The following is an 18840-nucleotide window of genomic DNA, read 5'->3' on the forward strand; positions in this document are numbered from 1 at the left end:
TCCTATAACTGGCCTGTGAATGCCCGGTCAAGAAGTGATTTTTTCAGCTCTTCGAGCGCGGTGAGCTTTCGCTGACAGATGGATTCAAGGCGTTGCGTCTCTTCTAAAAGGACTTCAAATCTCGCCACGTTACGACGTAGTTCTGGAAGTGGAGCCAAGGGGAGTTTGAATCGTGAGAGAGCCTCACCCGTGAAATGTTGTATCCCTGTTCCACTAAAATGTTTCTTCAGCTCTCCGCTTTTGTCTTGGGCATACAGGTAATAGAGAAACCACTTGTTGTGCTCAGGTTCGTGGAAACGAACTCGATGGAGAGCTTTTTGGAAGTAAACCGGATAGTCTTCGGTCCAGATTGCAGCTCTTCCGGGATACCCGCCTTCACAAATCAGTACGTCTCCCTTAACCGCTGTATACTTACCCACCTCTGTTGTACGAAACGGCATCTCAAGGAGGTCTGAAAGGTTGAAAGTGAACCAGCGCACATTTATGTTACGCAGGTAAGGTTGCAGCTCCCCCTTGTTCTTTGCTTTATCCAGCATCTTGCCGAGCGAGTGCTCTGCAAGATCCCCGATTGTCTTAACCGTCCAGCCAGCGCAACGCTGGGTAAAGGTGGATTGCAGATGGCTCTCAAAGAGGGCACGGGCGTTTTGGAGGTTCTTTTCGGCGTTTGCCTTAGCGGTGGCGATCCTATCAAAGGCTTCGTCGAGAATGCCGACGATGCGCTGCTGCTCGGAAATCGATGGAATTGGGACTTCTACGCCCTTCACCAACCCAATATTTAAATTTCTTACTGTACTGCCTGCCGCTAACCGGTCGAACTGCCTATACACTAGATCTGAACTAAGCACATGGTATAGGTAATCTTGATTAACGTTAGGCTCCTTCTCCCGTAATACAAGCCAACCGTCATGAATGCAGCCAGTTGTTTTCATTATGTAGGGTCGTCCGAAACTCATCGAGTTGGACAGAATGAAGTCTCCTTCAAAAACCATACGTGAACGCTTGGCCCCTTCCGGTCGGATTTTCTGTTCCGTCGTGAAAATATATTTCGAAATGGTCTTCGTATCGCCAATTTTGATCCAGTTAATGCCATCTGGAGCATCCGTAAGGAAACTATCAATTGGGCGCGGAGAACCGCCCCGCTCGATATCGCATATCTCCCCTAACTTTTTTGTCACCCATCCCGCCTTCATAGCAGAGCCCTTATCTTTACCAGCAGCTCAGTACTTTCGGCGTCGAGAGCCGCGATCTCATCAATGATTGCTTGCGGAGTACGATGGACAACCTCTTCGTTGCCGTTGGGATTCTTCGTAGAAAGATCGAAGGTTGCCTTGTCGATGTCGTCAACATTCACACTCCACGATTTCGGCGAGTCGGCAAGGGTCTTTCGCAGTTCGACGAACTCGATAAGATCGTCATCATTGAGCGGGTTCGTCTTACCCATGTTGCGACCCGGATCAAGCTGGTAGTACCAGATCTCACGGGTCGGTGCTCCCTTCTCAAAAAACAGCACGACAGTCTTCACACCGGCGCCTTGGAAGGTTCCACCTGGGCAGTCGAGGATGGTGTGCAGGTTGCAGCTTTCCAGCAGGAGCTTCCGTAGGCTGACTGCAGCGTTGTCCGTGTTGGAGAGGAAAGTGTTTTTAATTACGACGCCAGCTCGCCCCCCTGCCTTCAGCATCTTGATGAAGTGCTGAAGGAACAGGAAGGCCGTCTCCCCGGTGCGAATCGGGAAGTTCTGTTGGACTTCCGGGCGTTCCTTGCCGCCAAAGGGGGGATTGGCGAGGATAACGTCGAAGCGGTCCTTCTCCTGCACGTCGGCCAAGTTTTCCGTGAGGGTGTTGGTGTGGATGATGTTCGGGGCTTCAATCCCATGCAGGATCAGGTTCATGATCGCGATGACGTAGGCCAGCGACTTCTTTTCCTTCCCGTAGAACGTGCGCTCCTGCAACATCTTCAGGTCGGCAGTAGTCAGATTGGGCTTGGCCACTAGGTAGTCGTACGCTTCGCACAAGAAGCCTGCGGAACCGACAGCCCCGTCATAAATACGCTCGCCTATCTCCGGCTTCACGACCTGTACGATGGCACGGATGAGTGGGCGCGGGGTGTAATACTCGCCGCCGTTCCGGCCGGCGTTGCCCATGTTCCTGATCTTTGCTTCATAGAGCTGGGAGAGTTCGTGCTTTTCCGACTGCGACCGAAACCGCAGTTCGTCGATGTGGTCGATGATGTCGCGCAGGCTGTAACCGCTATGGATCTTATTCTTGATCTCGCCGAAGATCTCCCCGATCTTGTACTCGATGGTATTCGGTCCGCTCGCCTTCTGTTTGAAGCCGTGCAGATAGGGAAAGAGTTTGCGATCCACGAAGTCGCGAAGGTCGTCCCCAGTCATCGCTTTATTGTGATCGAGTTGCCCATCTGCCCCCTTCGGCGCAGCCCAAGTCTCCCAACGGTACGGCTCGTCTAGGATGTAGCTGTACTTCTTCCCCTCCAACTCAGCTTCCATGGCCTTGTCCTGTTCCAAGCCATCCAAGTACTTCAGGAACAGCAGCCAGGAAGTCTGCTCCGTGTAATCGAGCTCAGTGGTACAACCCGCTTCCTTCCAGAGAACGTCATCTATATTTTTGAATGCCTGCTCGAACATCAGTATCTCATCCTTCATCAGTAATTCGCAGAAGCGTGTAAGAAAAACGCCCCTTTATAGCATGTTAACGCACCGCGATAAAGATCATTCTGAGGCAGTTTATTTGAAAGAGCGGCCCCAGAGGTAGTGCCGTAAGAAAGCAGACCCTGCCATTGTCAGCGCAAACGCAGCAATGAAATTAATAAGCCCTTACCCGTAACTGCGTCTTATGCTATGGTGCGACGCGCACCGAGATCTGGCTGCCGCTGGCATAGATACCCTCTTTCAAAGGAGAGCCCCATGGAACAGATCGATTACAAGAAGCGGCTCAAGCACCTTTTCGCCCCCCCCACCAAGCAGGTGGAAACGGTGGACGTGCCGAAGATGAACTTCCTGATGGTGGACGGCGCCGGCGATCCGAACACCTCGCAGTCGTTCAAGGACGCGGTCGAAGCCCTCTACCCGGTGGCCTACACGCTGAAGTTCATGGTGAAAAAAGTTGAGTTGGCTGTGGACTATGGTGTGCTGCCCCTGGAAGGCCTTTGGTGGTCCGACGACCTCTCCGCCTTCAGCACCGGCAACAAGGACGCCTGGAAATGGACCTTGATGATCATGCAGCCGGAATTCATCACCGAATCCATGTTCACTGCCGCCATCGCCGAGGTGGCGCGCAAGAAGAAACCTGTTTCCTTGCCGCTGGTGCGGTTCGAGCCCTTCCACGAGGGGAAGGCTGCCCAGATCCTGCACATCGGGCCTTTTTCCGAGGAGGGACCTACCATAGAAAAGGTCCACTCCTTCATCGAGCAAAGCGGCAGCAGCAGGACCGGCAAGCACCACGAAATCTATCTGAGCGACCCGCGCCGAACCGCGCCGGAAAAATGGAAGACGATCGTCCGGCAGCCGATGTCATGACGCAGAGCGCAACGGCGAAGACGGCTGCGGACTTCATTGCCCACTGCCACCTGCCCCCCTGCTTCTGAATCTCCATCGTCCGCCTTTAAAATACAAATGGCTGCAGTCTCTTTGGCTGCAGCCATTTGTTACATCTCTCTACCTACCAACTTTCCTGCAACTCACTCCACTAAGCCCCTTCTGAACCACCATCTATATTGTCAGGGGCCGCGCGAGCGCCGGCCCTCTAAAAGAAGTACATCATGGAAAACCGGAAGACGTTGGCCTTGCCGAGGTCCGAGGTGCCGGCGGTGACGTTGCCGTAGCGGGTGCTCACGTACTGGTACTCGGCAGCTACCCTTATCGCTGCGTTCAGGTCGTAGGCGGCGTTGGCGAAGATCTGCGAGCTCGACCTCTGGAAGTCCTTGATGCCGCTTGCTACGAACGCCTCCTGGTCCTTGGCCCCCCTCATGCCGTACCCCGCGGTGAGGCCGAGGTTCTGGGTGGGGTAGAAGATCGCCTGGCCGAATATGCCGTACCCCTTGGCGCCGGTTTTGTCGCCGACAGCGCCCACGAGCGGGGCAACCGTGGCATAGTTGAAGGCCATGTTCGCCGCCTGGTACACCTGCCCCTCGAAGGAGGCTGTCATCGCCCTGCTCTTGCCGTCGGAGGAACTGAGAACCGGAACGAAGGTGTAGAAACCGTACCCCCAGGAATCGACGGTGTGGGTGTTGCCTGACACCTCCTGGTTGCCGTAGAGCCCGAAGAATCCCGCCTGGAGCGAATTCATGGGGATGCCCCAGAACCCCGGGGCCACCCCGAGCGCCTTGCTGACCCACATCGCCTGTCCGGCGACGTTGGGCTTCGCCCCCCAGGTCTCACCCGCCGTGCCGTTGGCCGTGTTCGAATCCTGGGTCGGATGCTGGAGGGCTGCGATGAGCTTCAGGGTGTTCCGGTCGTCAAGTTTAACCTTCTGGGTCACCCTCAATTGCGGGACGCGCGGGGTGGTCGGGTTGCCGGTGGTTTGCCCCTGGCCGAAGTCGATGGTAGAAGCCGATGCGGGGCCGAAGACGTCCCAGGACTGGCCGAAAAGGAACTGGGTGTTGGCCCAGTCGAGGGTGCCGTAGGCGAGCCGTATCCTCATGTTGGCGGACTCGGCGCTGCTCCCGCCGGAACCGAAAAAGTCGGTCTCGATGAGGGCACCGGTCTTAGCCCCCGAAAACGCTGGCCCCTCGGTCTTGAACCAGAGCCGGCTCTGGCGGGCGTTGAAGAGGGACTGGTCCTGCTTCCCCGCAGGCGAACTGCTCTTGGGGATGCCGTTAGGCTGCAAGGTGGCCACGGTCCCCACCCCGTTCGCGGTCCCGAGGCTAACCGAGTTGTAGATGTAGTCGAGCTTTACGTACCCCCCAAGGGACATCTTGAACTTGCTCGTCACCGGGGCGGAGATCTTCCCGTAGATGCCGGGGGCGACTTCACAGGAGGGGTTGAAGTCGCAGTTGTACGGGGCATCCCCCCCCTGCGGCGCCTCCTGCGCCCATGCCGAGGTTGCGGATAAAGCGGTGATCATGCCGACGGCCAAAACTCTTCGCACCATTTTCTCTCTCATGATTCTCCTCGAACTCCCGGTTAAATGCGGTTCATCTTTCTCGCTGCAGCCATGAGTTCCTCGCGGAAATCAGGATGGGCGATGTTGATCAGGTTGAGCGCCCTCTGCCGGGCAGTCTGCCCCCTCAGCTTTGCAACCCCGTACTCCGTGGCAACGTAGTCGACGTCGTTTTTGCCGGTGGTGATCGATGCCCCCGAGGTGAGAGTCGGGACGATCCTGGAGACGGCCCCGTCTTTCGCGGTGGAAGGGAGGGTGATGAACCCCTTGCCGCCGTTGGAGATGTTCGAGCCGCGCACGAAATCCGCCTGGCCGCCGGTCCCGCTGTACTGGAGGTGACCGAACGATTCCGAGCAGCACTGGCCGAGGAGGTCGACCTGGAGGGTCGCGTTGATGGAAACCACCTTGTCGTTTTTGCCGATGTTGTGCGGGTAGTTGACGTAGTCCACCGGATGCATCTCGATCTGCGGGTTCTCGTGCATGAACTCGTAGAGGCGCTTGGTCCCGAGCGCGAAGGTGGCTATGGTCTTGCCGCGGTGGGTTTTCTTTTTCGAGTTGTTGACCGCCCCCGACAGCATCAGGTCGACCATCCCGTCCGAGAGGAGTTCGGTGTGGATGCCGAGGTCCTTCTTGTTGAGGAGCGCCTTGCAGATGGAGTTGGGAATCCCTCCCCACCCGAGCTGCAGGCAGGAACCGTCTTCGATTAGTTCGGAGAGGTAGCCGCCGATAGCCTCCTCGACCGGGGAGATGGGGGGGATCGACAGCTCCTGGAGCGGCTCGTGGCACTCGATGATGTGGGAGACCTCCGAGATGTGGATGTGACAGTTGCCGTGGGTCCTCGGCGCCTGGGGGCTCACCTGCAGCACGACCTTCTTCGCCTTTTTCACCGCCTCCATCGTGTAGGCTACCGAGAGGCTGCAGGTGAAGTAGCCATGCTCGTCCATCGGCGAGACCACAGTACCGGCGACGTCGATGGGCCAGTACTCCCTCAGCAGTTTCGGCACCTCGTGGAAGTAGTTGGGGACGAAGTCAGCCCACCCTTCCTGGACGGCCTGCCGCGAAACATGGCTGGTGAACCAGGCGTTCACTTTGATGTGGGGCGCGGAGTCCTCGGTGAAATAGTCAGGGCAAAGGTGATGCTGCTGGTTGACCACGACCCCTTCCAGCTCACGCTTCCTCTTTGCGAGCGCCCTCACGAAGAGGGTCGGCTCGCCGCAGCTGATGGGAAAACAAAGATGATCCCCCGACTTGACGACCGATGCCGCCTCTTCAGGGGTGCAAAGCTTCTGGCGGTACTCCGCCTCGTAGTTCTGCTTGGCCTTCTTCACACTGTTCATATCTGTCGCTCCTTATATTCACGTTGTATGGTCACGCCTGATCATCGCTTCCTCGCTAGACACGCTCGAAGAGCGCCGCCACCGCCTCGCCCCCTCCGATGCAGAGGGTGGCAACACCGTAGCGGGCACGACGCCTGGCAAGCTCCCTCACCACCGTGGCGGTGAGGCGGCCGCCGCTGGCACCCAGCGGATGCCCGATCGCCACCGCGCCGCCGTTGACGTTCACCTTTTCCGGATCCAATCCCAGACTTTTCATGACGATGAGCGGGACCGCGGCAAACGCCTCATTGATCTCGAAGAGGTCGATCTCATCGACTTTCAGACCGGCCTTGTCCGCGACCTTTTCGATTGCCAGGACCGGGGCCTCGGCGAAATCGTCAGGGCGCAGACAGCTCGTGGAGCAGGCCACCAGGCGCGCCCTCGGTTTCAGGCCGAAAAGCTCCACCGCGGTGCGGCTGGCCAAAAGGGTCAGGGCCGCGCCGTCGCTGATGGTTGAGGCGTTCCCGGCGGTGATGGTTCCCCCTTCCGCGAACGCCCCGGGAAGCTTCGGCAGGGCGGCGAGGTCCCCCTTAAACGGTTCCTCGTCCTCGTCGACGGTGACCTCCCCTCCCTTTCCGGGCTTCACCACCGGGACGATCTCATCCCTGAAGAATCCCTCCCGCACCGCCTTTCGCGCCCGCTCGTAGGAGCTCACCGCGTAGGCGTCCTGCTCCTTCCGGGTAAGGTCGAACTTGGCGGCGCTCGCTTCCGCGATCACCCCCATGTGCTTGCCGCTGTAGGGGTCGCGCAGGCCGTCGTGCACCATGAGGTCGATGATGCTGCCGTTGCCCATCCGGTAACCGTGGCGCGCCTTGGGAAGGACATAGGGGGCGAGGGACATGTTCTCCATCCCTCCCGCGACCACCACGTCCGCGTCCCCCAAGAGGATCGAGCCCATGCCGAGCATCAGCGATTTCAAGCCGCTGCCGCATACCTTGTTGATGGTGAGCGCCCCTACGCTGTCGGGAAGGCCGGAACAACGAAGCGCCTGCCTGGCGGGAGCCTGTCCGGTTGCTCCCGAGAGGACCTGCCCCAGGATGACCTCGTCTACCTGCCCCCCGGGAAGTGCGGTCCGCTGCAGGATTTTCCTCAGCACTGCCGCTGCCAGGTGCGGCGCCTCGACATCCGACAGGAGCCCGCCGAAAGAGCCGAAGGGGGTGCGCAGGGACTCGATTATGAATACTTCTTTGTTCATGTCTTTCTCCTAGCGGAAAGCCGCAATACCGGTTACCCAACCCGCCGACTGGCGGCTCACCCCTTTCGCGGGAGATGGCGTTATTGGAGGAGCAGCGCTCGGCCGGCGACCATTCGGGTTATCTGGTTGGTGCCGGTGTAGATCTGGGTGAGCTTCGCGTCGCGCATCATCCTCTCCACTCCGTTCTCCTTCATGTAGCCGGATCCCCCCAGCACCTGCACCGCGTCGGTGGTGACGCTCATCGCGCTGTCCGAGGCGAAGGTCTTGGCCATGGAGCCGTAGAGGACCGCACTCTTGTCGTTGGCATCCAGGGCACGCGCGGCCTGCCTGGTCAGAAGCCTGGCCGCCTCCACCTTGGTCGCCATGTCGGCGATCATGAACTGCACCGGAGCGAGATGGGCGATCGGCTTGCCGAACTGCACCCGGTCGCGGCAGTGCGCCATCGCTATGTCGAGCGCACCCTGGGCGATGCCGACCGCCTGCGCCGCGCAGAAGACACGGTTGGTGGAAAGGGTCTGCATGAGGTTCGCGAACCCCGTCCCCTCCGGACCGAGCAGGTTCTCCGCCGGGATCTCCATGTTCTCGAAGAAGAGCTCGGAGTTGATCGACCCGCGCATCCCCATCTTGTGCTCGTTGCGCCCGTAGACGAGCCCCGGCGTCCCCTTCTCGACGACGAAGGCGCTGATCCCCTTGGAGCCCTTGTCCGGGGCGGTGTAGGCGTAGACCACCATCACATCGGCCACCGAGCCGTTGGTGATGAAGCACTTCTGGCCGTTGATGACGTAACGGTCCCCTTTCTTTTCCGCCCGGGTCTTCATGGCCAGAAGGTCGGACCCCGCGTTGGGCTCGGTCGCGGCGATAGCGGTCAAAAGCTTGGAGGTCCCTGCGAAGCGCGGCAGGAAGCGCTGCTTCAGCTCCGGGCTGCCGCCATGGATGATCGGCAGCATCCCGTCGGTCTGCGCGATCAAAAGAAGCGCAGTCGAGGCGCAGGCCTTGGAAATTTCCTCAAGCACCAGCGCCAGGGTGGTGACCCCCAGCTCCGAACCGCCGTACTCGGCGGGGAGCAGCGGATTCAGAAGCTCGAGCTGGGCGAAGAGGTCCCGGGCATGTTCCGGGAAAAGGGAGTTTTCATCGAGTTCCAGGGCCCGCGGCGCGATCTCCCGCTGCACCACGTCACGCACCATGTCCAAGGTCAGTTTCTGTTCTTCAGTCAATTGTGTCATCGCTATATCTCCTTACCTCGTCAGTCGTCGTTGCTGGCGGCCTAGACCGCATCCTTCAGGATTTCCCTGGCGATCACCAGGCGCTGGATTTGGTTGGCCCCCTCGAAGATCTGGGTCAGCTTCGCGTCGCGGAACATGCGCTCCACCGGGTAGTCCTGCATATAGCCGTAACCTCCGAAAACTTGGATGGCGTCCGTGGTGATCTGCATGGCGGCGTCCGAAGCGAACAGCTTCCCCATGGAAGCGAGCTTGGTGTTCCTCTGACCCTTGTCGTAAAGCGCCGAGGCCCGGTAGATAAGCCCGCGGGAGGCCTCTATCTTGGTGGCGCTGTCGGCGATGATCTGCTGGATCATCTGGTGCTCGCAGAGCTGCTGGCCGAAAGTCTTGCGCTCGCGGGAGTGCCTCACCATCTGGTCGAAGGCTCCCTGCGCGATGCCGAGGGCCTGGGCGCCGATGGCCGGACGGGACATGTCGAAATCCTTCATTGCCAGATGAAAGCCCTTGTTCTCTTCGCCGAGCAGGTTGCCCGCCGGAATCCGCACGTTGTCGAGGTACATCTCGGAGGTTTTCGAGCCGCGCTGGCCAAGCTTCTTCTCGATCTTGCCGACCGACAGCCCCGCTGTTCCGCGCTCAACCAGGAAGAAGCTGAGTCCGTTTCTGCCGTTCTCCGAGGTTCTCGCCAGCACCGTGTAGACGGAGGCGACCGGGCCGTTGGTGGAGAAAACCTTGGTCCCGTTGATCACATACTCGTCCCCCTCCCTCACCGCAGTGGTGCGGATGGAGGCGACGTCTGAGCCGGCCCCAGGCTCGGAAACCAGGTAAGCTGCCAGTTCGCGGTTCTCCAGCATGCGCGGTAGCACCCGCTTGAGAAGCTCCGGGCTTCCGCCGTGCAAGAGCGGAAAGCTCCCTACGGCCTGGATGATCAGCATGAGGGCCGAGGCCGCGCAGTGCTTGGCAATCTCCTCGACAGCCAGGCAAAGGAGCGTTCCCTGGTCCTGCTCGGCGCCGCCGTACTCCGGCGGAAAGACCAGGGTCATCAACCCGAGCTCCCACAAAAGCGACAGCACTTCCGGGGCGACTTCACCCGTGGCGTCAATGTTTGCGGCCACGGGGGCGATGCGCTCCCTCGCAGCCTGGCGGATGGTCTCGGTGGCGATTCGGATCTCTTCACTGTCGGTAAACATCGGCTCTCTCCTGGTAAACTGGCGTCTAACTGCTTTATAACGTTTTTCTATTTCACCAAATATGCCAAGACAGTCTTCGCGGGATGTGGCAAGCTAATTGCCTGAAGTTGCATAGTTTTACAGTTTAGATTGAAAATATAACAACTTGATGTTATTTGAATGTGTAGCCGAGCGGAAACATCCGAAGCGAGCAGATGACTCGATAGCCTGATCAAACCGACAGATCCCAGCGGCGTACCCGCAAGGAGACATGTAGACCTATGGATACACCTGCCACTGCAGCAAAGACGAGGAAGGCGGAGTATTGCCGCTGCGGTGTAATCTTTTGCGATGAAGCCGGCCGCATTACCGCCGCCAGCAAGGATTACATCTGGCCAGCCGGCATGAAGGCAAAGGCGGGGGAGGATCTTCCCGCCGAGCTGCTCCTACTTCATGCGGGGGAATGGGTCTTTCTGGAGAAAGATTGGTTCGTGCAGGCGGAGGGAAAGGGACGGGTGGAGATGCTGCTCTTCCGCAGGATCAGGGCCGCGGACCAGGTCCTTGGGCCCTACGGCGACTCTGCGATTAACGAGGGGATGGTCCACATGGTTCTGAATAACCCGTACGAGGGTTTGACCTCCGTGGACCGGGAGGGCAAGGTCACCTTCCTGAGCCCGGTGAACGAAAAGTGGCTGGGGCTGGAAGAGGGAGGAGGGATGGGGCTGCCGCTCTCTTCGTTCGCTCCTGGAAGCCGGCTTGCCGAGATCGCCCTTACCGGGGTCTCCGACACCACCCAAGTGGTCGATATTCAAGGGCAGACCAAGGTGACGGTCAACCTCCCCATCAAGAAAGGGCAGAAGGTGATCGGGGCGGTAGGGCGCATACTGTTCAAAAGTACCGACCAGATCGACAAGCTGGCCAACCGTATCCGCACCATGGAACTGAAGGTCGAACGGTACGAGACCCTGCTCGACGAGATGCGGGGCAACCGCTACAACTTCGACAAGATCCTCACCAACAACAAGCCCATGCGGGCCCTGATCGACCAGGCACGCCGGGTCGCCGACTCCTCGGCGACGGTACTGATCCTCGGGGAGAGCGGTACGGGCAAGGAGCTTTTCGCACAGGCCCTGCACGAGGGATCGGCCCGCAGGAGAGGGCCCTTCGTGGCGATCAACTGCAGCGCCCTCCCTCACGACCTTATCGAATCCGAACTGTTCGGTTATGATGAGGGTGCCTTCAGCGGGGCGAAACGGAAGGGGAAGCCGGGAAAATTCGAGTTGGCCTGCGGGGGGACGCTCTTTCTCGACGAGATCGGCGAGCTGCCACTGGAGAGCCAGGCGAAACTTCTCCGCGTTCTGGAAGAACGCAAGATCGACCGGCTTGGCAGCACCTCGCCCATCTCAGTAGATTTCCGTCTGTTGGCCGCAACAAACCGCAACCTGGAAAGCTCGGTGAACACAGGGAAGTTCCGCAGCGACCTCTTCTACCGCATCAACGAATTTCCCATCGAGCTTCCCCCGTTGCGGTCGCGCCGGGATGACATCCCCCTCCTGAGCAAGCACTTTCTTGAGGAGATCACCCACAAGGAAAAGCTTCCCATGCTGACCATCTCCGAGGAGGCGAAAGCCGCCCTGATGCGCTACGACTGGCCAGGGAACGTGAGGGAGTTGCGGGGGCTGATGAGGCAAATGACCTGGAAAACCCAGGGACATACCATCGAGCTCCACCACCTGCCTGCCGCGTTCACCGAAGAAGGAACGATCATCGGGGCCTCCGGCTCCCTAGAGGAACAGCTGGCGAGCGCCGAGCGGGCCATCATCGAAACAGCTCTCGAAACCGCCCAGGGGAACCGTGCCCTCACGGCCAGGATGCTCGGCATCCACCGCACCGCGCTGTACAAGAAGATGACCAGACTCGGCATGGAGATGTGAGTCGCAACTTCAGGCAGTCTCTGCGGCCACCGTTTTGGCATCAGGCAGGGCCTGCATCCTGTTGATGACTCGCTTGCCGATCTGCACAGCCGGCTTCTCGATGAAACGGAAGGAGAGTAGCCCGAAAGGCAGGCAGGCGGCTGCCATCAGCACGAAAGCTGCTACGCTTTTTACCGTCAAGGGTGCGGTGCCGAGACCGCAGGCATTAAGGATGGGCGGAATGTAGGAATGGATGGAGTGAAACACCAGGGCATGAAAGAGATAGATTGAGTAGCAGCAGGTCCCGTACTTCATCAGCAGCCGATTTCTGGTGATTTTACCACAGATGGTGTTTGGCAGAGATGCAGTGACCACAAAGAGCGCCAGGGCGAAAGTAGAGAGGGTCAACGGCCGCATGAAAAGAGTGAACATCCCGAAAATTGCCAGCATATCCAGCAACCGTGCTTTTGACTTAATGGTCTCCGTGAAGTTTTGGTTCTGCAAGAGAAAATAGATGGTTATGCCGTAAGCAAAGCAGAACCAGTAGCTCAGCGGGAACATCACTATGAAAGCGTTAGTTTCAGGTACTCCGATCTTCGCCGCGCCACGGGTCCACAATTGCATTACGCAGTACAAGACGAACAAGAACCTGAGGCTGCTTTTGAGGTCGGTGATTTTAGCGAAGATCAGGGGCAGGAGCAGGTAAAACGTTTCTTCCACGAACAGGGTCCATCCCCCTCCGACGACTTCCATATTGGCATCGTACCGCATAAAGCCGAAATAAAAAAGGGCGCTGGCGACCATCGCAGCCATCGTTCTGTCTCTCATCGGGCCGAAGACCGTTATCGCACCCCACCACAGTGGAAGAATACGGAAGGCTCGGCGCACATAGAAGTAGAGGACCGGGCGACGGTCCATGGCAAAACGTTTATGGGATGAATTGAACAAGGTGAATGCACTCAGGATGAAGAAGAGATCGACACCGCGACCGCATGAATTCCAAAGCAGCCGCGTGTACCAACTGCCGAAGTCTGGATCGTAGTAATACCCTAGCCCTTGGCTGGTATGGATCGCCACCACCATTAGGACAGCAAAACCGCGCAGGCCATCGATATAATCGAAATAAACGTCTTTGTCGGCGATCGAGACATGCTTATTACTTTCCACGGGCCACTCCCATCAAAGATAAGGGCTCTATAACACATAACATGATGGTCATGCAACGCAGGCGATTCCACGGTCAAAAATCTCTTAGGCCCTTCTTCTTGCCCTACCCGTGAAGCGACCCCGGAAAATGCGCCAGCTCACCTTTGCAATCATCAAAAGCTCACTCAATGACAATAGCCTTCCATCCCGGAATAGCGCGGATGCATCGACCAGCCAGTCCACACTCCATATGGCGAAATTCAACTGAATTCACCTCAAGATATTTGTTAATACTCCGATCATTTTAAAAACTCCCATGGGTGAGTGGTGTGCTGCGAAAATTTGACGAAAGGTTGGGTGAAGACGTGGGAAAAATATTCACACCCCTTGTGCTGTTCCCGATATGCATCCTGGCGCTACTCACTGGATGCAACGATTCACGATCGACCGTTCCTCTGAGCGCCGACAACGTCAACCTGATTTTCGTGAGCAGCCCCGATCTGGCCTACCACACAACGGGCGACATCAAACCCGACACGGCCAATCTTACGGACCAGGGATTGCATCGGTCGCTCCTCATGGCGCCCTTCCTGAAACAACAGGTGCTGGGGGGGAAAAACGCAACCGCGATTTACACGCTGACGCCGATGACGCACCTACAGACTGACCAGGGGTATCCCGACATGGCCGCAATCTGGTATATGCAGCAGTTCGCTCTGCTCAACCAGTTCACGCTGCCCGTCGATGCCGCAGGGACCACCTATACCGCCCTCAGCTATCCCCTCTATTCAGCATATGCTCCCGGATCAGTCCCCTCCGGAGTCGCTGTGCCGGGATCATACTGCCCGGATTGTGCCGGGCTTGATTTTAACAACACCGGTGGGAACAACGATGCCTTGGTGTCGGGCATCATCACCGGCAAAAAACCGGGTTATTACGTCTTCTCGGCGCCATGGGAGACGATCAGCGCCTTGATGACGCAGATAAATCGCCTGTTTGGTTATAACTTGAATCTTCCGTCGAACTTCATGGGAAGCAATGCCGTCTATGCGATATCAATCGCTCCGGGCAGAAGCGCCAGCCTGTTTTCTTACGATACCAACCTGGATCCATCCGCCTCCTACCCGCCTCTCCCCTCGCCGGTCGCGACCGGCGCCTGTCCATACGCGCTACAACCCCGTTTCAGCACCGTCCGAACCGGAGGGGTCGATGGCGCCGTGATCCCCGCCGATATCAACAAAAACCAGAAGATTTACATAATCCGGCACGCCGAGGCGCATCCTGACCCGACACACCGGTTCGAAGACGGCAACTACGTGGGGGCTGGGCAATGGCGGGCCCTGGCTCTACCTAACGCCCTGCGCGACAAAATCAATCCCGACATGGTTCTGTCGATCGACCCCGGGCAATGGGCTTTTACTGGAGCGGCCAATATTGCCTATGTCAGGCCCTCGTTAACCATCATGCCCTATGCAGTAGCGAACAATCTTCCCTATTACCTTGTATCGAGCTTTGAACTGGGAAATCCTGACGAGCCCCGACTAGCCAGTAACTATCTCTTTACCGGCGGCGCCTTCTCCAACAAGACCATTCTGCTGGCGTGGGAGTCCTCGCGCATCAAACCGCTGATAAACGCCCTTTTGTCGAAATACGGCGGCAGCAATCTTTCTCTCCTGCCGACCGCCTGGCCAAGTGCCGACTACGATACCATATGGACGGTGACGCTTGATGCGCTTGGCAACGTCACGGTGGATAACGATCTGTGCGAGGGAATAGATTCGGCCGGCCTTCCTGCGACTGCACCGCAATACTGACCGTCACCGTTTGTCTGCCGCTTTTGATGGATACCTGTCGATTGGCAGATTAATTCAAGCAAGGAGAGTGAAATGAATGCAACTAAGAAGATGATGAGCGAGGATGTTTCGACTTTTCCGGTCAAACTTCTGAAAAAAGGACAAATCCAATGAACTCTTTAACCCTGATTTTCGTAACCGCATGCCTCTTCGCCATCGCATACCGTTTCTATGGACTGTTCCTGGCGAACAAGGTCTTGAATCTGCGCGAGGAGCGGGAGACGCCGGCTGTCCTCTGTGGGGATGGACATGACTACCTGCCGACCAACAAGTATGTCCTGTTTGGTCATCACTTTGCCGCCATTGCCGCAGCCGGGCCGCTTCTGGGGCCGGTGCTGGCGGCCCAGTTCGGATTCCTCCCTGGCGCACTCTGGATTTTGGTCGGCGCGGTGCTGGCAGGTGGGGTGCACGACATGGTCGTGCTGTTCGCCTCGGTCCGGCATAAGGGGAAAAGCATATCGGTTATCGCCGAAGCCGAGATTGGCAAGGTTGCGGGTAAGGTGGCCTCCATCGCTGTGCTTTTCATCCTGATTCTGACATTAGCGGGACTCTGTATCGCCGTCGTCAACGCCATGTTCAACAGCCCTTGGGGGACCTTTACCGTCTTTGCCACCATCCCCATCGCGATGATCATGGGAACCTACCTGCAGAAAATCCGCCCCGGCGATATCCGGGGGGGCAGCCTGATCGGCGTTGTCTTGCTGGCGCTTGCTATCTATGCCGGCCCTTACGTTGCCGCAGATCCAACCCTGGCGAGCGTGTTCACCTTCTCCAGGAAACAGCTTGCCCTGATCCTTCCGGCCTACGGCTTTGCAGCGTCGGCACTGCCGGTCTGGTTCCTGCTGGTACCCCGCGATTACCTTTCCACCTATCTCAAAATCGGCACCATCGGCGCACTGGCCTTGGGTATTGCCCTTGTCCATCCCCAGCTGCACATGCCGGCTATTACCCCTTACTTCTTCGGTGGCGGCCCGATTATCAACGGCGCAGCGTTTCCCTTTCTGTTCATCACCATTGCCTGCGGCGCCCTGTCCGGGTTCCACGCCATCATCGGCACCGGCACTACGCCCAAGATGATAGCCAATGAACGCGACGTCCTCTTTGTCGGGTATGGCGCCATGCTGGTGGAAGGTTTTGTTGCCGTCATGGCGCTGATCGCGGCCTGCGTACTGCTCCCCGGCGATTACTTCGCAATCAACGCCGCACCTGCCGCCTATGCCAAGCTTGGACTAGCTCCGATCAACCTGCCGGACATGGCAGCACAGGTAGGTGAGCAGGTTCAGGGACGTCCCGGAGGCGCCGTCACCCTGGCGGTGGGCATGGCCTATATCTTCTCATCCTTGCCGTTCATGAAGGGGATGATGGCTTACTGGTATCACTTCGCAATAATGTTCGAAGCGGTCTTCATCTTGACCGCCGTCGATGCCGGTACCCGCGTGGGGCGCTATCTGCTGCAGGAGATGCTCGGCAAGGTATACGCACCATTTGCAGACAACGCCTGGACACCCGGCATTATCCTGACCAGCGCCCTGTTCACCTCTGCCTGGGGCTATCTGGTATATACCGGTGACATATCGACCATCTGGCCGTTGTTCGGCATGAGCAATCAGCTCCTCGCCACCTGTGCCCTAATTGTCGGCACAACCATGCTGATCAGGCTCGGCAAGTTAAAATTTGCCTGGGTCACCGCCGGACCCGGCCTGTTCATGATGCCTATCTGCATGTGGGCTGGGTATCTTAACGTCACGCAGAACTTCCTGCCCAAGGGGCTGTATCTTCTGGCAAGCCTGTCCGTTATCCTGATGATTCTTATGACCATTGTATTTGTGGAGGCGTTCCGGCGCTGGTACGCGCTCCTGCGGATAGGAAAAACGGTTTTCGACAGCCACGGAGATCAGGTGCTGGCACTGGCCATGGAGCGGGAAGAGTCTGAGGTTGTCCTGCCGGCGCAGGAATGACAGCACAATTACGTGCGCGAACCAGATCGGCCCGAGTGCTCGGGCCGATCTGAGGGCGCGGCTACCACCCGTAGCCGGTGTTGGCTTTAGGGGGTGCGGCGGAAGCCGCAGAGAAGTTTCGCGATGCGATCCTGGACCTCCCGGGCCTGCCGCCCGGAACGGGGGTAGTTCTGGATGATGATGGAAAAGGCAAACGGTTCCCCGTCGGCGCTGGTGGCGTACCCGGCTAGAGCGGAGACGCCTTTCATGTTTCCTGTTTTCCCCCGCACGTTTCCTTCGGCGCAGCTCCCCTTCATGCGGTTCTTCAACGTGCCATCTATACCTGCTATTGGAAGGGATTCCTGAAAGATCCGGTACAGCCCCGGGTCGCGCTGAATGGCGCGCAACACCTGAATCATGGTGTCAGCGCTGGAAAGGTTGTAGCGCGAAAGGCCGGAACCGTCTGCGACCACCACGTTATCAGTGGCTATCCCCTGCCTCTCCAGGTAACGGCGCACCACGGCACTCCCCGCCTCCGCCGATCCCCGCTTTCCGCTTCCATGCAGACCCAGCAGTTTCAACAGGCTCTCGGCTGTCACGTTGTCGCTGGTCTTCAATGCGAATCGAACCATCTCCTCCAGGCTATGGGAGGAGCGCGCCACCTCGGTTGCTCCCGCCGGAGTGGTAGCCGTAGTCATATCCGTGACCTTCACCCCTTGCGCCCGGAGCGCATCCCGGAACAGGGTGAGCGCCATCAGTTCCGGCCGCCAGACGCTGGCCTGTTTCACCTGGGGAGCACTTCCCAACGCTATCACTCCGGTCACCGTGACCACATTGTCCCGCTCGCCGGGGCGCCTTGAGGCCTGGATGCTGCTTTCATCCTTGGCACTACCGGTCCTAGTCAGATTTTGAACGGTGTAGTAGGAGGTGCGAGGTTCCGCCGTGACAACGGCCGGGGCGCCCGCCTTGGCGCCAGGCTTCACCAGGAGTGAGACGGCATTGTGGTTGACCGACAATGGAGAGATCATCATCTCGTCGTCGTCCCACATCCACCCCATGCCACGGTAGAGGTCGTCGAAACAAGAAAGATCGGCGGCGAGAGTGTACTCCCTCCCCTTGTCCAGCTTGGAAGCCGCAGCCGCGGCCAGGGTCGCCAAGTCCGCCGCGGAGAGCAGACTGTCACCGCATCCTTTCAGGTAGATCCTCGCCCCCGCTGCGTCAAGCGCAACAGTGGTGGCGACCTCCCGGTCCGGTCCCAGGATGGACAAGGCAGCAACCGCGGTGAAGACCTTTTGAGTGGAGGCGGGAACCAAGAGAAGCCGCGGGTTGAACTCGTAGATGGTGTCGCCGTGCTTCAGCGAGACCACCTTTATTCCCGCGCTGGTGACGGGAAGAAATTCACGAGCGAGGATGGCGTCGATATCATTTTTAAGCCGGGCCGCGGAATTGCTGGCAACGCCGAGTTCGGTCCGTGCAGGGGGAGCAGCTTGTCCGGCAAAGGTCGCGGCAGGCGAACCCGTCGAGATAATCAGTAATGAAAGCACAGCCCCTAGGGCCTTGCGAAGATACGACATAACTTTAACGTCCCCCTTCAAAGAGAAAAACTCCTACTATGCCTGCCGCTCTGGCTGCCGCGATTTCATCTCTTCCGCTTCCCAGGCGCAGCATATCATGTGCTTCCGATTCTGCCTTCCCCAAAATCGAGGGGCTCGGGCTAGTTGTCCAACTACATAGTCATCGGTCTTTACTCCGGCGCCTTTAACCCGGGAAGAGCGCACACCAATGAACGAAGCATATCGCCTAGTTGCCTCCTCTCCATCGCATCTGGTGCTAATGAATACACTCTGCCTCGCTAACAAATAAAACCTTTGTCTATTCAGCCCTTGCAGCCTGCAAAACGGCGGATAAGATCGTGGGGTG

13 protein-coding genes are annotated in these 18840 nt (G+C 58.3%); 4 read left to right on the forward strand and 9 right to left on the reverse strand.

Annotated elements, in window-relative coordinates:
- Positions 1 to 2: 2 nt before the first annotated feature.
- Entirely contained in the window at positions 3 to 1190 is a 1188-nt protein-coding gene (locus tag GBEM_RS17820) for a restriction endonuclease subunit S (RefSeq protein ID WP_012531998.1), read from the reverse strand.
- Positions 1187 to 2659, reverse strand: a complete 1473-nt coding sequence (locus tag GBEM_RS17825) for a class I SAM-dependent DNA methyltransferase (protein WP_318842305.1) — start codon at positions 2657 to 2659, stop codon at positions 1187 to 1189. Before GBEM_RS17825 ends, GBEM_RS17820 begins: the two co-directional genes overlap by 4 nt.
- 261 nt (positions 2660 to 2920) lie before the next feature.
- Between GBEM_RS17825 and GBEM_RS17830 the strand changes: the two genes are divergently transcribed.
- Positions 2921 to 3532 carry a GyrI-like domain-containing protein gene (locus GBEM_RS17830; RefSeq protein WP_012532000.1) on the forward strand — a complete coding sequence of 204 codons (612 nt, stop codon included), beginning with the start codon at positions 2921 to 2923 and terminating at the stop codon, positions 3530 to 3532.
- Between the two features lie 226 nt (positions 3533 to 3758).
- On the opposite strand, the gene GBEM_RS17835 is transcribed toward GBEM_RS17830, so the two are convergent.
- The 5 genes from GBEM_RS17835 to GBEM_RS17855 all read right to left on the reverse strand — a co-directional run bounded on the left by GBEM_RS17835 (position 3759) and on the right by GBEM_RS17855 (position 10092).
- Positions 3759 to 5117 (reverse strand): hypothetical protein, encoded by a 1359-nt coding sequence (locus GBEM_RS17835; protein ID WP_012532001.1) that lies wholly within the window; start codon positions 5115 to 5117, stop codon positions 3759 to 3761.
- A gap of 20 nt (positions 5118 to 5137) precedes the next feature.
- Positions 5138 to 6451: an acetyl-CoA hydrolase/transferase family protein gene (locus tag GBEM_RS17840; RefSeq protein ID WP_012532002.1), complete on the reverse strand. Its 1314-nt coding sequence runs from the start codon at positions 6449 to 6451 to the stop codon at positions 5138 to 5140.
- Between the two features lie 55 nt (positions 6452 to 6506).
- Positions 6507 to 7685: a thiolase family protein gene (locus GBEM_RS17845; RefSeq protein WP_012532003.1), complete on the reverse strand. Its 1179-nt coding sequence runs from the start codon at positions 7683 to 7685 to the stop codon at positions 6507 to 6509.
- Positions 7686 to 7765: 80 nt separating this feature from the next.
- Positions 7766 to 8908, reverse strand: coding sequence for a cyclohex-1-ene-1-carbonyl-CoA dehydrogenase (locus GBEM_RS17850; RefSeq protein ID WP_012532004.1), 1143 nt, complete (start codon positions 8906 to 8908; stop codon positions 7766 to 7768).
- Positions 8909 to 8949: 41 nt separating this feature from the next.
- Positions 8950 to 10092 (reverse strand): cyclohexane-1-carbonyl-CoA dehydrogenase, encoded by a 1143-nt coding sequence (locus GBEM_RS17855; RefSeq protein ID WP_012532005.1) that lies wholly within the window; start codon positions 10090 to 10092, stop codon positions 8950 to 8952.
- A 260-nt stretch (positions 10093 to 10352) separates the two neighbouring features.
- Here GBEM_RS17855 and GBEM_RS17860 point away from each other — a divergent pair, with 260 nt between their 5' ends.
- Complete coding sequence (locus tag GBEM_RS17860) at positions 10353 to 12005, forward strand: sigma-54 interaction domain-containing protein (RefSeq protein WP_012532006.1); 1653 nt, start codon at positions 10353 to 10355, stop codon at positions 12003 to 12005.
- 9 nt (positions 12006 to 12014) lie between these two features.
- Here the strand turns inward: GBEM_RS17860 and GBEM_RS17865 are convergent, their stop codons facing one another.
- On the reverse strand, positions 12015 to 13151 hold the full coding sequence (locus GBEM_RS17865; RefSeq protein ID WP_012532007.1) for an acyltransferase family protein: 1137 nt from the start codon (positions 13149 to 13151) through the stop codon (positions 12015 to 12017).
- Between the two features lie 344 nt (positions 13152 to 13495).
- On the opposite strand from GBEM_RS17865, the gene GBEM_RS17870 reads away from it, so the two are divergent.
- Both GBEM_RS17870 and GBEM_RS17875 read left to right on the forward strand, forming a co-directional pair.
- Positions 13496 to 14944, forward strand: coding sequence for a hypothetical protein (locus tag GBEM_RS17870; RefSeq protein ID WP_148212929.1), 1449 nt, complete (start codon positions 13496 to 13498; stop codon positions 14942 to 14944).
- Positions 14945 to 15093: 149 nt separating this feature from the next.
- Complete coding sequence (locus GBEM_RS17875) at positions 15094 to 16941, forward strand: carbon starvation CstA family protein (protein ID WP_012532009.1); 1848 nt, start codon at positions 15094 to 15096, stop codon at positions 16939 to 16941.
- Positions 16942 to 17027: 86 nt separating this feature from the next.
- Here GBEM_RS17875 and dacB read toward each other — a convergent pair whose 3' ends face one another.
- Positions 17028 to 18494 carry a D-alanyl-D-alanine carboxypeptidase/D-alanyl-D-alanine endopeptidase gene (gene dacB, locus GBEM_RS17880; RefSeq protein WP_049762694.1) on the reverse strand — a complete coding sequence of 489 codons (1467 nt, stop codon included), beginning with the start codon at positions 18492 to 18494 and terminating at the stop codon, positions 17028 to 17030.
- Between the last annotated feature and the right edge of the window lie 346 nt (positions 18495 to 18840).

Origin of the sequence: Citrifermentans bemidjiense Bem, from assembly GCF_000020725.1 — a bacterium.
Taxonomy (GTDB): Bacteria; Desulfobacterota; Desulfuromonadia; order Geobacterales; family Geobacteraceae; genus Geomonas; species Geomonas bemidjiensis.